Genomic DNA, 14,374 nt, shown 5'->3' with positions numbered 1-14,374 from the left:
GCGAGGCGCTGCGCGTCAGGCCTGGTCCAGCTTGGACAGGGCGTCGGCGATCAGCTGGGTGGCGAAGGTGTGGTCGTCCTTGCCGGAGATCCGGTTGATGTGCTCCGCGAGCAGGACGGTCACGGCTTCGAGGGGGTTCATCTCGGCAGCGGTCCACGGGCCGTACTGGGCGCGCCACAGGTTGGGGCTCAGGCCGGTGCCCGCGGCGAGGAGTAGCCCGGCCATGGTGGGGATGACCTCGGGGCGGAAGGTCCTGGGCATCATGCGCATCGTGGCCACCAGGGTGGGCACCGTGTACTCGACGATGTCCTCGTCGTGGTTCTCGAGGCTCCCCCGCAGCCAGTTCATGAACAGGTAGATGAGGGTGCACGTGCCGTCGAGGAGCTCGTTGAGCCCATCGGGGCCGAAGGACGCGGCGAACCGGTCGATCATCCGCTCCTGTTCGGCATCCGTCCCGGCCTTGCCGTCGTGGACGGCCTTGAGCCGGGAGTCGATCACCATGAGCGCGGCGCTCACGTCGCCGACGGAGGCGTATCGGGGGTCACAGGGCGAGGGCATGGGACTCCTTCTGGTGCGGCTACGGCACGTAGCGTGGCGCGTTCGCAGGGTAGTCCTTCGGGCTGCCCGGGGTCCGGCGAATCCTGAGAGCGGGTGATCCGGCGCCTGCGCGGGCAGTTCCCCACGGGGGCGGCCCGCAATCGGTACCGCCCGGGAGTTCAGGTGTCGAGGGTGTGTCCGATCGTCGCGTCCACGTGGGCGGGGATCTCGTCGTGGCGGTCGCCCACGGTCGGTGTGCCGGTCGGCTCGAACATGAGGATCGCGGCGCCGGACGGGGCGGACGGCTTGTGCTCCGTACCTCGGGGGACGGTGAAGACCGCCCCCTGCGGCAGCACGACCGTGCGCTCGCCGTCGGGCTCACGCAAGGCGATGTGCAGTTCCCCGTCGAGGACCAGGAAGAACTCGTCGGTGGCGTCGTGGGCGTGCCAGACGTGCTCGCCTTCGACCTTGGCGATCCGGACGTCGTAGTCGTTGACGCGCGTGACGATGCGAGGGCTCCACAGGGCGTCGAAGGAGGCCAAGGCCGTGCGCAGGGGGATGGGCTGGTTGCTCATGGGCCCATCCTGGGCCACTCCGCCCGAGCGCCGTGAGTGCTAGGAATTGCACATGGCGAAAGAATCCTCGCATCGCGAACCCTCGCATCGCGAACCCTCGCGTCGCGCTCACACGACGGGCGTCCACCGGGTGGTCGTGATCGTGGACGAGAACTCCAACCCCTTCGAACTCGGGTGCGCGACCGAGGTCTTCGGACTGCGCCGACCGGAGATCGGGCGCGACCTGTACGACTTCAGGCTGTGTTCCCCCGAGCCCCGCACCCTGATGCGCGACGGGTTCTTCACCCTCACGGGAGTCGCGGGACTGGAAGCGGCCGATACCGCGGACACCCTGATCGTCCCCAACCGTCCCGACCCCGAAGTGCCCCGCCGCCACGCGGTGCTGGAGGCCGTCCGACGGGCGCACGCACGCGGCGCACGCCTGCTCGGCTTCTGCAGCGGGGCCTTCACCCTGGCCGAGGCCGGAGTCCTCGACGGGCGCCGGGCCACCGCGCACTGGCAGTGGGCGGACTCCTTCCGGGCCCGATTCCCCTCCGTCCACCTCGAAACCGACGTGCTGTTCGTGGACGACGGCGACATCCTCACCGCCGCGGGGAGCACGGCCGCACTCGACCTCGGGCTGCACGTGGTCCGCCGCGACCACGGCGCGGAAGTCGCCAACTCCGTGAGCCGGCGGCTGGTCTTCGCGGCCCACCGGGACGGCGGACAGCGGCAGTTCGTGGAGCGGCCGATGCCCGACCTGCCGGACGAATCCCTCGCACCCGTCCTGGCCTGGGCGCAGGAACGGCTGGACGCGCCCCTCACGGTGTCGGACCTGGCGGGTCGCGCGGCCGTCAGCCCGGCGACCCTGCACCGCCGCTTCCGGACACAGCTGGGAACGACCCCGTTGACGTGGCTCACCGGGGAACGGCTCACCCTGGCATGCCGGCTGATCGAACGGGGCGAGAACCGCTTCGAGATCGTCGCCCGGCGCAGCGGCCTCGGCACCGCCGCCAACCTGCGCGCGCTGATGCGCCGCGAGACCGGCATCACCCCGTCGGCGTACAAGCGCCGGTTCGGGCCCGAGGCCGATTGACGGCCGGCCGGCTGCGTCGGCGCCGTCGGCTCCGGTCACCGGGCTGGCCTCGGCCCGCTCCAGGTCGAGACCGACGGCCCGCAGAGGTCGGCGTGCAGGGACATCGGGAAGTGGGCGTCCAGCACCACCCTGGCCATCCGGCCCAGACTACGGTGGTGCTACGTCCGCCCACGCAGTCGCAGTCGACAGGTCGGCGGGGGTGGACGCCCGACCACGCCGACGAGGGGGTAGCGTGACCGAACCTACGCTGCGGACGACTCGCACTTCCAACCCGAGGATCCACCGGCCTGTGCAGCCTGGGTCCAGGTCCGCTCGGAGTCGCTCTGCCCGGAGGCACTGCTCACGGCACTCAAGGCAGGCCACTACTACTCGAGCACCGGGCCCGAGCTGTACGACATCCAGCTGAGCAACGACCAGATCGCGGTGGCATCCTCGCCGGTACGCAAGGTGCTGATCACCGGGAGCACGCCTGGCAAGCAAGTTCTCGAAGGCACGGACCTCACGGACTGCTTGCTGCCTGTATCGATGTTCGCGGGCGGGTACTGCCGGGTCACTGTCGAGGACGTGGCCGGGCGACGGGCCTGGAGCAACCCGATCCACCTGGGACCGCGAACGTAAATCAGCACCCAGCTGGAGTTCAAAGGCGCCACGCGGATCAGCGACGACAAGGTGTCGCTGGACCTCACGAGCACAGAGGGATAGCGACGATGCGCACCAAAGACGTGATAGCCGTAGCCTGCGTCAGCTTCATCGTCCCCGCCAGGCCGCACCGCTGACAGGCTGACACTCGGCTCCCGGACCCCGGACAAGGAGACAACGACAGTGGGCACACGGACGGTTGCGATCTTCTCCCTGGGCGGCACCATCGCCATGACCATTGATCCGGCCACCGGCGGTGTCGTGCCGGCCCTGTCCGCCCATGACCTCCTCGCCGCCGTCCCCGCCCTGCGGGACCTCGACGTCGAACTGCACGTCCACGACGTCCGGAACGTGCCCAGCGCCTCCCTCGGCTTCGACGACCTGAGCGCGCTCTCGGACGCCCTCGCCGACGCCTTCCGGACCGGCTGCGACGGCGCGGTGGTCACCCAGGGCACCGACACCATCGAGGAGACCGTCTTCCTCCTCGACCTGCTTCATCCCGGCGACCAGCCGATCGTCGTCACCGGGGCGATGCGCAACCCCACCCTGCCCGGGGCGGACGGCCCGGCGAACATCCACGCGGCCGTCATCGCCGCCGCTGCGCCGGAGTTGACGGGTGCCGGCGCGGTGGTCGTCCTCGGTGACGAGATCCACGCCGCCCGCCAGGTCCACAAGTCCCACAGCACCAGCCCCGCCGCCTTCACCTCCCCGGCCACCGGCCCGCTCGGGCGGCTCTACGAGGGGCACGTCCACCTCCACGGCCCGCTCGCCCGCCGTACGACCTTCGCGGGCCCGTCGACCGGCGCCGCGGCCCGCGTCGGCCTGTACACCGCGACGCTCGGCGACGACGGCACCCTCCTCGCCGCGATGGCGAAGGCGTGCGACGGGCTCGTCGTCGCCGCGTTCGGAGTCGGTCACGTCCCCGAGAACTTCGTGGGCATCCTCGAGCAGGCCGCGTCGCGGATCCCCGTCGTCCTCGCCAGCCGCATCGGCAACGGGCCCGTCCTGCAGGGCACATACGGCTTCCCCGGCTCGGAGAAGGACCTGCTGGCCCGCGGACTGATCCGAGCCGGCCACCTCGACGCCTACAAGGCCCGCCTGCTCCTGCACATCCTGCTCAGCCAGGGCCGCAACCTCGCCGACATCACGGCCGCCTTCGCCGCCGCGGTCCCCTGACTCGTCGGTCGCGGAGCCCGTCGGCCGTCACCGCCGAGGTGTCAGGAGCGGCTGTGCGGGCTCCCCGTGTGGTCCGCGTTTCGGCCGAGGCCGGGGCCGGGGCCGGGGCCGGGGACGCGGACCACACGGGGAGCGTGCGTGGCGGTCAGGCCGGCGGGGTGCCGTTCGGCCAGACACAGGGGGAGCTGACGCGCAGGGAGAGGTTGTGGCTCGCGTCGGAAACGCCGTCCAGGACGGCGAGGAAGTCGTCCTTGGGGTTCTTCAGCTTGATCCAGTCGGGGCCGGTGGCGTCCGAGGTCGGCTGGAAGCCCCGGTCGGTCAGGAAGGTGCGGAAGGCGGCGGCGGTCTCGGCCTTGGGCGCGGACGGTACGTCCCCGAAGTCGTACCCCCGGGCGGTCTGCTTCCTGCCGTGCGGGCCGACGTCGTCGTGGTCGCACTCCAGGTCGCTGAAGTCGCCCGAGCCGGCGGTCGGTTTGACCGGCAGCTTGGCCAGGATGTCCGCGAGGTAGCCGTCGACCTGCTTCTTCGCCTGGTCGAGTGTGACGGTGGGCTTCGACCGCTCCGGCACGGTGTTCGCGCCGCAGGCGGCGAGCAGCAGCGTCGCCGCCGCCAGCGCGGCCGCGGCGGCGGACCGCCGGGCGTGGCGGATGTTGCGCGTGTTGCGCGTGTTTCGGGTGTTGCGGGTTTCGCTCATGAGATCGGCTTTCCGGCGATGGCCTCGCCCATCGCGCGCAGGGAGGCGGAGCCGTTGTTCCAGTAGTCGGAGTGGCCTGTTCCCGGGCTGGTGGGGAGGATGTGGGCGCCGAACTGGTCGACGCTCGGGTCGCGCCCGAAGGCCACGTGGTGGTCGGGGTTGTCGTTGAAGCCGGTCCAGGCGCCGATGTTGTTCTCGACGTTGCTCCACGCCCCGCCGAGGTCCTCGGGCGCCGCGTACTTGATGATGTCGTCGTCGCCCTGCGCCGCGAAGACGTGGGACGGGTCGACGCCGAGTTCCTTGGCGTGTTCGACGCCGGCGCCCGGGCTGGCGATGAGGACGACGTTGTCGACGGGCAGGCCCTTGTCGCGCAGGGTGTAGCCGACGGTCGTGGTGCCGTAGCTGTGGCCGAGGATGGTGTTGTTGGAGGGCTTGCCCTCGTGCGTGGCGCGCAGGCCGGTCTCGAAGCTGTGCAGCTTGTCCTCGGCGTTCTTGGCGTACGTGTCGTCCGCCGCCTCGGGGATGATCGACTGCGGCGCGTCGTAGCCGATCCAGGTGATCGAGGACGTGGTGGCGGGATCGCCGGCCTTCTTGTTGGCCGCGTTCGCGGAGGCGACCATGAGGTCCGACCGGTCGATGTCGCCGCCGACGCCGCCGAGCCGCGCGCCGGTGCCGGGGACGTACGTCGAGACGTTGTCCGCGGTGTCCGGGTTGTTGACGGCGACGATGGCGTGGCCCTTGCCGTTGGTGTCGAAGCCGAGCAGGTACGTGGGCGGGTGGCTGGCGTCGACCGGCTTGTTGAGCCGGTCCTCGATGGCCTTGACGCCCTTCATCTTGTCTTCGAGGTCGTCGTGCTGGCGCTTCCACTCGTCGTACTTGGGGTTGGGGACCGGCTCGCCCTTGACGTAGCCGAGGAACTGCTTGGGCTCGGGGCCGAGGCCGTCGAGCTGGCGCTGCAGGTCCTGCTTGCCGTGCTGCAGGTTGATCCGGTTGGCCTGGTCGCGGGCGGCGGCGGGGACGCCGTCGAGGCCGCCGACCTGGTCGGGGTGGTTGAGGATCATCCGTTGCTGCTCGGCGTCGGTGAGGCTGTTCCACCATCCCTTGACGCTGTTGGGGTCGGTGCCGGCGGGCGGCACGTCCTCGAGCTTGCGGGCCGCGTCGGTGTCGGCCTTCGCGGTGGCGGAGTCGAGGCCGGTGCCGTTGCTCGCGTTGGTGGCGAGGTGGCCGAGGCGGGCGCTGATGGTCTGGTCGGCGTGGTCGGCCTCGGTGAGCGCGGCGGTGATCCGCTTGCTGATCAGCTGGGCCTGCGCCTCGGCGTCGGTGCCGGCGAAGTTGGCCGATTTGGGGTCGTTGTCCCAGGTGATGCCGCCGTCGGGGGCGACGGTCATCTTCTTGGCCTTCGCGTCGTCGAGGGCGCTGATCAGGTGTGCCTGGGCGGCCGCGAAGCCCTCGGAGGCTTCGTGCAGGGCGGTGCCGACGAGGGTGAGTTCCTGCTTGGCGGCCTGGAGTTCGTTGTCCAGGAGCTGGATCCGGGCCTTGGCGTGCTCGGAGGCGGTTCCGGTCCACTGCGAGTTGTTCAGCCGGTTGATGACTTCCTGCTGCCACGACTCGTGGTGCTGGCCGAAGGCGGTGGTCAGGGTGTCGAAGGCGGTTTTCGCGGTGATGAGGTTGATGAAGTCGGCGTCGTAGAGGGTCTTGATGTCCATGGGTTACTCGGCTGCCTTCGCGCTGGAGGGCTTCACGGGGCCCGGGACGAAGGTCGTGCCGAACGGGTCGGGCTCGGCCGGGACCGGCGCGTTCGGGTTTCGCATGCTCTCGTGGATGTCCTTCTCGACCTGGCGGTAGTACGTGGCCGACGCGGCGAGCTTGGTGCCGACGTCCCCCATGTCACCGCCGAGCTTGTCCAGCAGCGTCTTCCAGTTCGTCCCGCAGCTCTGGATGGCGGTGGCCGTCTGCCAGCCCTTCAGGCCGCCGGCGGCCTGGTTGCACGGCTCGGTGACCTTCGAGGTCTCGCCCGGTATGAGGCCACCGATGTGCTGTGCGCTCTGCCCGCAGCCGTCCAGCTCGGCCGGGTTGACCTTGAACTCCAAGCCCGCATCGGGATCAGCCATGTCTTTCCCCCGTAGTTCGTCCGGCCCCTGGGCGTTCCCGCGGCCGTGTTTCGTCAGACAGGATCGCTGGGGGATCGTAATCGGTTGCAGGTCGGCCGTGATCCGCGGGCACCGGCTCGGGCTCGGGCACAGGCTCGGGTGCGGTATCGGGCGCGGCTCCGTGGCGGCCGCGCCGACACCAGCGGACTGTGCCTGGGGTGCGCGGGGCCGGATGGTGAACTGCCGTGTGGAATACCTCATTTGAGTGAAGGTTTGTCCACGGATCGTCGGAACGGCGGCGGCTCGCCGTAGCCTCGGTGGCGACCCGTGGCCACCGAGGGTGCGCGATCCACTCGAAGCCGCAGCAATCCACTGGAAGCCGGCAGGAATCCGTTCGGAGCCGCAGGAATCCGTCGACTCGGAAAGGCCATCGACAGCATGACAGACCCATCGGGCGGGAACGACGCGACGACCGGCGGGCCCTCCCGCCGCAAGCTCCTCAAGATCGGCATCGGCGTCGCCGTGGGGGCGGGGGCCATCGGTTCGGGTGCTCCTGCGGCGATCGCCAACGGCCCGTACGACCCGACCGGTCCGACGATCGCGACCAAGGTGAGGAACCTCAGCGGCCCGGTGGAGACCGGGCCGTTCGCCTCGCCGTGGACCGACCTCGGCATCCCCGTCCTGTGCCCGGACGGCACCATGCTGTTCGTCTGCGGCGACACCTTCGACGGGGACCAGGTGGGCGCCGCCGACTGGCGCGCCCCGGTCGGTCTGCGCTCCGGCAGCGCGGACCTGAACAACCTGCGCATCGACGGCAGTGTCGGCGGCGGCCACGCCAACAGCCTCGTCGACGAGCCGCACAACCCGGTCGGCGACAGGTTCACGACGGCGATCCCGTCCGACGTGTTCGTCGTCGACGGCGTGATGTACATGCACCTCATGCGGGGCGTCATCTACGACACCCACCACACCGACTTCTGGCGCTCCACCGACAACGGTGAGACCTGGGAGTACCTGTGCCAGTGGGCGGGCGACCTGCACGGCGGCCAGTTCCAGCAGAAGACGTACGCCGTGGCCGACGACGGCTACTGCTACGTCCTGTCGACGGTCTTCAACCGCGACGTGGAATCGGGAATGCTGCTGCACCGGGTCCGCAAGGACAGCCTCGGCAACCCGGACGCCTACGAGCCGTGGGGCTACGCGGACGGCGGCTGGCGGTGGAACGCGCCCGCCCCGACGACGGTCTTCGGCACCCGCAAGTGGGGCGAGATGTGCTTCCGCGCCATGGACGGCAAGTACGTCCTCACGTGGCTGAACATGGACCCGCTGTCGATCAGGGCGATGGTCTTCCCCCTCCCGACCTCGGACCTGACCAGGACCCTGGAACAGGCCATGATCCTTCCCGGCACCCCGGGGCAGGAAGTCGGCAATCTCGTCGCCAGCCCGTACGGCGGCTTCGTCATCCCCGGCTCGACGTTCGGCAACTTCCACATCGTCGTCAGCCAGTGGTACGACCCGATGAACTACCGGATCATGCAGTACCGGATCAACATGCTGTCCTGACGGCGCACCTGCACCGGCACCGCGCACTGGCACCCTCGAGGAGCGCTCCTCGTCGTCGGCGCAGGTGTGACAGCGGCGGTCGTCGAGGCGGGCTCGGGCCCGTACGGCCAGGCCAGCCCGGACCACCCGTACGGCCAGGCCAGCCCGGCCGTCGGACGGCGGCTCTGCTGTGGCGCCGAGCACGTGCCTCGCCGACTGTGGGGGTGCCGAGGCCACCGCCTCGACGCAGCCGGCAGAAGGGTTCTCCCATGGCCATCACCACGACCGACCACGCAGTCCCTCACACCTCGACCGTCCCCGCAACGGCGGGCCAGAAGGTCGAACTCTTCGTGCGGGAGCATGACGGCACGCCGTCCGGTCCCCCCGCGAACCGCAAGGCCGTCCTCATGCTGCACGGCAGGAGCATTCCGGTGCTGGCGGGCTACGACCTCCAGCACACCTCGTACGGGTGGGCCAAGGCCCTCGCCCAGGCCGGGTACGACGTCTTCATGATGGACCTCCAGGGGTCGGGCGGGTCGCCGCGTCCCCGGATGGAGGACCCGTGCAACGTCAACCCCGGTCAGCAGTCCGCTGTCACGCCCCCGCTGATGGGCTCGCGCACCGCGAGCTACCCCTTCGTCCTGACCAACTCCCAGAGCGACCAGGACGAGGTCGCCACCGTCGTCGACTACATCCGCAGCACCCGCGGCGTCTCGAAGGTCGCCTTCATCGGCTGGTCGGCGGCCGCGTTCGCGATGGGGCCGTACGCGATCAAGAACCCGGGGAAGGTGGAGAGCCTGTTCCTCCTCGCCCCGATCTTCCCGCCGCTCGGCCCGCCGAACCCGCCGACCCTGCCGGCGCCGGGCTTCCCCACCCACGTGCTCACCAGGAAGGGCTTCGAACAGGCCTGGACCAACGAGGTGCACTGCACGGACCAGCGTGAGTCCGACATGGTCGACGTCGTGTGGAGCGCCCTGATGGACATCGATCCGATCGGCCGCACCTGGGGACCGGTCGACCCGTCGACCGGGAAGCCCGCGGGCGCCAGCCGGTACCGGAACTTCGTGACGTGGGGCTGGAACAACACGACCGCGGGGCAGGGAGGCGTCCTCGGCGGAAGCGTGCCCGTGCTGATCGTGCACGGCGAGTTCGACAGGACAGCCAACACGACACCGTCCAACCCCAACCCGGCGCTCGACTTCCACGTCCCCGCGCTCTACGACGCCATCACGGGACCGCACAAGATCCTGGTCACGGTGCAGTGCGCCAGTCACTCGATGCCCTGGGAGGTCCAGCACAAGAACCTGCACAACCTGTCCAAACACTGGCTCGACCAGACCAAGGTCGACGGCAAGACCGAGGGCCGCTTCGAGATGGACGACAACGGCAACATCAGCCCGGCCTCGTAGGCCGGCCGGCGGCTGTGACCGGCCACCACGACCTCGGCGACACCTGGCACGAAGCCCTCGCCGCCGCCCTGGCCGCACCCGTGCTCACCAACGCCCTGCACGCGGCACGGGACCGGACCGCGCGCAGCCGGGACGGGCCGATCGCGGGCTACCGCCGTGCGTCGACCTGGACGACCGCGTGCCGGCCGTTGGTGCGCCACGGCGCGCCGCTGCTGTCGAGCCGGTCGACGCTGGCGGCGTCGACACCGACGATGACGTCCGACTTCAGCGTCCGCAGGGCCGCGACGGCTGACGGGAAGTGCCCCGTCGCCTCGGTGAACGGGGTGGTCGGCGGCCAGAGCCGGTCGCCGACCAGACGGCGGTAGTTGAGGTCGCCCTTGACGACGGTCAGTGCCGCGCCCGCGAACTCGGCCCGGAGGCCGGCGGGCATGTCGTGGAACGGCAGCGGCGCACAGAAGAACGGGTGGGTACGGACCACGAGCGTGCCGCTGCCCATCGCCTGCCACAGCCGCTCGCCGACTGCCCCGGCGGCCGGCGACGGCGCGCTGCGCAGGCGTTCGACTGCGGCGAGGACGTCGGTCATCGTCGCGTCCGACACGTAGTACGGCTGGGGTTTGACGTACAGGGCGACCTGCGCCGCCGAGCCGCAGGCCAGCAGGTGGTCGATCAGTACGAGGTCCGGCAGCAGCTCCCGGCCCGCGTTGTCCGCGACGACGCAGACCCGCCCGCCGCCCCCGGCCCGCTCCAGTACGGCCCACAGCAGCGCGCTGTCGTCGGCGACCAGGTCGGACGCGGCCGGCCCGCCGGGCTCCGCGGTGATCCGGAAGCTGAGGTCCGCGCGGTTGCCCCACAGCGCGGACGACAGCAGTGCGTCTGCCCGCCGGGCCTGCGACAGAGCGTCGAGCCCGTCCAGCGCCGCCAACTCCTCGTCCACCGCCTCCCCGCCCAGCTCGGCAGTCTTGAACGGCGCGAACGGGTCGACGCCTTGCCACGCACCGGGACGGAAGTAGCCGGTGGCGTCGAGAAGTCGGCGGTAGAAGTAGCTCTCCGCCCACAGGAACGGCGCCTCGCCCCACGGCCTGCCCCACAGGCCCTCACCCCACGCCAGCCACTGGGCCGCGTCCGGAGCATCCGGGTGCGGCGGCTCCAGGACGCCGGTGGTGCTCTCCACGAGCAGCCGCTCGACCGCCGCCCGCTCGGCGGGGCCGTACGGCAGGGCGTCGAGGACCTGCCGGACGAGCTTCGGATGGCGTTCGTGGAAGACGCCCCAGGCGAAGGACCCGAGAACGTCGCTGCGGATCACGGGCGCGTTCGACACGGTGGGGCTCGTCTCTCTCGTCGGCATCGGGCGGGCGGGTCGGCGTTGGGCAGGGGCAGCGTCGGGCGGGCGGGTCGGCGTCGGGCCGGGTCAGCGTGGCCGCAGCCCGGCGAAGACCACGTCGAAGATCCGTTCGCGGGCCGCCGGATCGGCCGCGAGCTGCTCCGCCGCCGTACCGACGCCGACGAGCAGCGCGATCAGCTCCGGCAGGCCCACCTCGGGGCGCACGGCCCCCACCCGCTGCGCGCCGTCCAGGAGTTCGGACAGCTGGGCGCGCATCAGCTCGCTGGACTCCCGCAGGGAGGCGTGCACGTCGATGCCGGCTTCGGTGAGGGCTCGGGTGAACTCCTGTTTGCCGGCGGACTGTTCGACGACCAGGCGGAAGCAGGCGAAGAAGGCCTCGGCGGGTTCGGTCTCGGCGGCGAGCCGGGCGGCGCGGTCGGTGATCGTCTGCAGCCGGCGGACCACGACGGCTTCCAGCAGTGCTTCCTTGGTGGGGAAGTGGCGGAAGAGGGTGCCGATGCCGACGCCGGCGGCGCGGGCGATCTCCTCGGTGGGCACGCCGACGCCGCGGGTGGTGAACACCTCGGTGGCGGCGTCGAGGAGCCTGGCCCGGTTGCGGGCCGCGTCCGCGCGCAGGGGCCGTTCCGAAGCGCTGCTCATCCCGCTCGTCTCCCTCCTCTCCGCGGCGATCGCGGATGTACCCGTGGACCACCGGAGTGGGCAGTCCGTGTCGTTCCAAGTGGAGTCGCTGGTCCGATTCTAGCGGCGCGATCCCGGGGGTTGATCATCTCCGAAACGCCGTTGCCGCGCGAGGTCTCCGTCGAGTTGCTGGGCGGCAGGGAGCGGTCGACCCGTCAGAAAAGCCGACCCCGCCGAGTCACCGTAAGGGCCTTCGCCCCCGAGTCGGCCCCTGTGCTGGCTGGCGGCACGTCGAGGGTCATCCGGTTCGGCAGCACCTCCACCGTCAACGGCATGGGGCAGGTCTTCCCACCGGTGGTGATGATCATTAAGGTGTGGAAGTTGTGAGCATGCGTGAATCCGGTGACGAACTGTGGGAAGAGTTCGTCAAGGAGTTTGAGAAGAACAACGCGGTGCGGGAGCCGAGTGCCGCCGAACGGGCGCGCCGGCCCGTGCGACGAAACGCGCGGCGTCGGCTGCTGCTTCCCGTGGCCGCTGCGCTGCTGGTAGCCGCAGGCGCGGCGGCGTCTCTACTCCGACCGTCGGATCCGGACCCGGCGCCGGCCGCCGCAGCCCCGCCTGCGCCGACCGCCGCGGCTGCGCCGCCATCGTCCGCTCCCTCGCCGCACGCAGCGACGCCGTCGATCGGCGCCCCGTCGGCGGCGTCCGACGGTCCGACCTCGGCGATCCCGCTGTCCGTCTTTCCGGCGCAGGTGCAGGGGTACACGCTGGTGGCGGACGTGGCGCACCCGAGTTGCACCGGCCCGGACACCGTGGCGCCGACCCTCGCCGGGTTGATCACACAGGGCCACGGCTGTCTCGGCGTCGACCTGGCGCTGTACAAGGATGCCGAGGGCAACCAGTACAACCTGGCGCTGTTCACCATGAAAGACCCGGGCGACAGCGTGCACCTGGTGACCCTTCTGGGCTCCCACCCCGAGGCCTACGAGGTCGCCGTCCACATCCCGCCCACGGACTCGGGCCTGAGCCGGTTGCCGGCCGACAGCGGCCTCGTGCAGGGCTTCGCGTCCTACGGGCACGGCATGCTCATCGGTATGGCCCAGTGGTCCGATGGTCGGACCGCAGACTTCGACAAACTGTCGAAGCAGCTCTCGCCGCTGACCGAGGCCGTCATCAACAACGTTCCTGCCTGACGAAGCGCCGTGCCCGACTCGCTCCTCCTCGAAGGGCACGGCGCCCCACCGGACGTCGTACGGCGCCGAACCAACCTGTTGCACGCCCTGGGGCCTGCCTCTGACACGCCGCGGCATCTGGAAGCGCTCCTCGGCGATGATCCGAAGGCCTTCGTCGACGACTCGGCGGCGACACGCGTCCCTGGCTCGGCAACCCGCACGTGGGCGCCGGGGCTGCGCAGCCCCGGCGCCCGAACTGGCCGGCGACGATGCAGCGGCCCGGATTCTGCTGGGACTGGCACAGTCGCCGCACGCGTTCGGCGCGTCATTCGGCGACATGGCTCCGCCGCTGCAGTTCCAGTTCAAGCCGTACAAGGACCTGCTCACGGCAGCGCTCCTCTGGCGGGTCGACGGCGCCGAGATGACCGCGCCGAGATGACGGCGCCGAGCTGACGGCTTCGTCGAGCTCCTGATCCGGACTCTCCGGCCTGTCACCAAGCGAGGGCCGCCCGGCGGGTCCGGACCTACCCCGGGGACTTGACCGCCGCAGGGAGGCGAGCTGCGTGGGCGGTGGTCTGGCGACCCGTTCGGTAGCGGCCCGGGGTCGTTCCGATGAGGTCGGTGAACGCTGCGATGAAGCTGCTGGGGTTGGCCCATCCGCAGGCGTGGGCGGTCTGGGTGGTGTCGTGGCCGTCGGCGAGGAGCACGAGCGCGTGGTAGATGCGCAGTTGCGTGCGCCACTCGTAGAAGGTCATGCCGAGCTCGTTGCGGAACAGTCGGCTGAGGGTGCGGCTGCCGGCTCCGATCGCCTTCCCGAGTTCGGCCAGCGTGGCGTTGTCGGCCGGTGTCTCGTACAGCATCCGGGCGACGGCTTGCAGTCGGTCGTCCTGTGGCTCCGGCAGGTGCAGTGGCTGTTCGTGTGCTTCGCCGAGTTCGTCGACGAGGACTCGAAGGAGGCGAGCGCGCGCAGGGCGGCTGTAGCCAGGCGTGGCGTCGTCGGTGTCGCGGGGGCCGGTCAGGGCGAGCAGGACCTCGCGGGCGAGGGCGGAGGCCAGGAACACGGCGGGATGGTCCGGTAGGAGCCGGGCGAGGGACGGTGCGAGGAAGACGATCCGCATATCGGTGTCGCCGTGGGCGCGGTGAGAGTGCGTGGACCCGGCGGGGGTCCAGGCGACCCGGTTGGCGGGAACGACGGACGTGCCGCGCTCGGTGTGAACTGCCAGGACGCCGCCGGCCGCGTAGACGAGGTGTCCCCGGGTGTGCGACTGCTCCGCGCTTGTTCCGCCGGACGGCCAGAGGTGGCGCCCGCCGGACGGCCACACATGTGACGTCACACCGGCGTTCGGGCGGGGTGGGCGGTGAACAGGCATCGGTTGGCACTCTAGCGGTGGCAAGCCACCCACCCACCCACCCACCCTCTGCGAGGCCGCACCTCCTGGTCGACGTCCCACGTCCCGCAGCCGACAGGGCCGCTTCCTGTACCGGCCGGAGGACGTCACCGCGGG

14 protein-coding genes and 1 pseudogene are annotated in these 14,374 nt (G+C 70.8%); 6 read left to right on the top strand and 9 right to left on the bottom strand.

Annotated features, from left to right (window positions below; genetic code table 11):
- Positions 1 to 15: 15 nt before the first annotated feature.
- The gene (locus tag ACIBEC_RS37935) at positions 16 to 558 is read right to left on the bottom strand and encodes a hypothetical protein (protein WP_360504828.1); all 543 of its coding nucleotides are present in this window, start codon (positions 556 to 558) and stop codon (positions 16 to 18) included.
- Positions 559 to 716: 158 nt separating this feature from the next.
- Positions 717 to 1,112 carry a cupin domain-containing protein gene (locus ACIBEC_RS37930; RefSeq protein ID WP_360504826.1) on the bottom strand — a complete coding sequence of 132 codons (396 nt, stop codon included), beginning with the start codon at positions 1,110 to 1,112 and terminating at the stop codon, positions 717 to 719.
- Positions 1,113 to 1,164: 52 nt separating this feature from the next.
- Here ACIBEC_RS37930 and ACIBEC_RS37925 point away from each other — a divergent pair, with 52 nt between their 5' ends.
- On the top strand, positions 1,165 to 2,187 hold the full coding sequence (locus ACIBEC_RS37925) for a GlxA family transcriptional regulator (protein ID WP_396289987.1): 1,023 nt from the start codon (positions 1,165 to 1,167) through the stop codon (positions 2,185 to 2,187).
- 27 nt (positions 2,188 to 2,214) lie between these two features.
- Here ACIBEC_RS37925 and ACIBEC_RS37920 read toward each other — a convergent pair.
- A pseudogene (locus tag ACIBEC_RS37920) lies at positions 2,215 to 2,333 on the bottom strand (restriction endonuclease); the annotation flags it as partial.
- Between the two features lie 676 nt (positions 2,334 to 3,009).
- On the opposite strand from ACIBEC_RS37920, the gene ACIBEC_RS37915 reads away from it, so the two are divergent.
- Positions 3,010 to 4,002, top strand: a complete 993-nt coding sequence (locus ACIBEC_RS37915; protein WP_360504824.1) for an asparaginase — start codon at positions 3,010 to 3,012, stop codon at positions 4,000 to 4,002.
- A gap of 145 nt (positions 4,003 to 4,147) precedes the next feature.
- On the opposite strand, the gene ACIBEC_RS37910 is transcribed toward ACIBEC_RS37915, so the two are convergent.
- From ACIBEC_RS37910 to ACIBEC_RS37900, 3 genes are read right to left on the bottom strand one after another with little or no spacing between them, the layout of a single operon-like run.
- Positions 4,148 to 4,696, bottom strand: coding sequence for a hypothetical protein (locus tag ACIBEC_RS37910; protein ID WP_360504822.1), 549 nt, complete (start codon positions 4,694 to 4,696; stop codon positions 4,148 to 4,150).
- Positions 4,693 to 6,402: an alpha/beta hydrolase gene (locus ACIBEC_RS37905; protein WP_360504820.1), complete on the bottom strand. Its 1,710-nt coding sequence runs from the start codon at positions 6,400 to 6,402 to the stop codon at positions 4,693 to 4,695. Before ACIBEC_RS37905 ends, ACIBEC_RS37910 begins: the two co-directional genes overlap by 4 nt.
- 3 nt (positions 6,403 to 6,405) lie before the next feature.
- Positions 6,406 to 6,807 carry a hypothetical protein gene (locus tag ACIBEC_RS37900; RefSeq protein ID WP_360504818.1) on the bottom strand — a complete coding sequence of 134 codons (402 nt, stop codon included), beginning with the start codon at positions 6,805 to 6,807 and terminating at the stop codon, positions 6,406 to 6,408.
- A gap of 417 nt (positions 6,808 to 7,224) precedes the next feature.
- Here ACIBEC_RS37900 and ACIBEC_RS37895 point away from each other — a divergent pair, with 417 nt between their 5' ends.
- Together ACIBEC_RS37895 and ACIBEC_RS37890 are read left to right on the top strand one after the other, a co-directional pair.
- The gene (locus tag ACIBEC_RS37895; RefSeq protein WP_360504816.1) at positions 7,225 to 8,349 is read left to right on the top strand and encodes a DUF4185 domain-containing protein; all 1,125 of its coding nucleotides are present in this window, start codon (positions 7,225 to 7,227) and stop codon (positions 8,347 to 8,349) included.
- Between the two features lie 248 nt (positions 8,350 to 8,597).
- A complete protein-coding gene (locus tag ACIBEC_RS37890) occupies positions 8,598 to 9,737 on the top strand; it encodes an alpha/beta fold hydrolase (protein WP_360504814.1) in 1,140 nt (379 codons plus the stop codon).
- A gap of 148 nt (positions 9,738 to 9,885) precedes the next feature.
- Here the strand turns inward: ACIBEC_RS37890 and ACIBEC_RS37885 are convergent, their stop codons facing one another.
- Together ACIBEC_RS37885 and ACIBEC_RS37880 are read right to left on the bottom strand one after the other, a co-directional pair.
- The gene (locus ACIBEC_RS37885) at positions 9,886 to 11,055 is read right to left on the bottom strand and encodes a damage-control phosphatase ARMT1 family protein (protein ID WP_360504812.1); all 1,170 of its coding nucleotides are present in this window, start codon (positions 11,053 to 11,055) and stop codon (positions 9,886 to 9,888) included.
- Between the two features lie 90 nt (positions 11,056 to 11,145).
- Positions 11,146 to 11,718: a helix-turn-helix domain-containing protein gene (locus ACIBEC_RS37880; RefSeq protein ID WP_360504810.1), complete on the bottom strand. Its 573-nt coding sequence runs from the start codon at positions 11,716 to 11,718 to the stop codon at positions 11,146 to 11,148.
- Between the two features lie 120 nt (positions 11,719 to 11,838).
- Between ACIBEC_RS37880 and ACIBEC_RS37875 the strand changes: the two genes are divergently transcribed.
- Complete coding sequence (locus tag ACIBEC_RS37875; RefSeq protein ID WP_360504808.1) at positions 11,839 to 12,084, top strand: hypothetical protein; 246 nt, start codon at positions 11,839 to 11,841, stop codon at positions 12,082 to 12,084.
- Positions 12,081 to 12,890, top strand: a complete 810-nt coding sequence (locus tag ACIBEC_RS37870) for a hypothetical protein (RefSeq protein WP_360504806.1) — start codon at positions 12,081 to 12,083, stop codon at positions 12,888 to 12,890. The genes ACIBEC_RS37875 and ACIBEC_RS37870 overlap by 4 nt, the downstream gene beginning before the upstream one ends.
- 503 nt (positions 12,891 to 13,393) lie before the next feature.
- Here the strand turns inward: ACIBEC_RS37870 and ACIBEC_RS37865 are convergent.
- A complete protein-coding gene (locus ACIBEC_RS37865; protein ID WP_360504804.1) occupies positions 13,394 to 14,239 on the bottom strand; it encodes a helix-turn-helix transcriptional regulator in 846 nt (281 codons plus the stop codon).
- Positions 14,240 to 14,374: the final 135 nt, after the last annotated feature.

The organism is Kitasatospora sp. NPDC051164 (genome assembly GCF_044455625.1).
Classification (GTDB): Bacteria; Actinomycetota; Actinomycetes; order Streptomycetales; family Streptomycetaceae; genus Kitasatospora.
The sequence above is the reverse complement of the archived record's forward strand: the minus strand, read 5'-3'. Positions and strand labels throughout refer to the sequence as shown.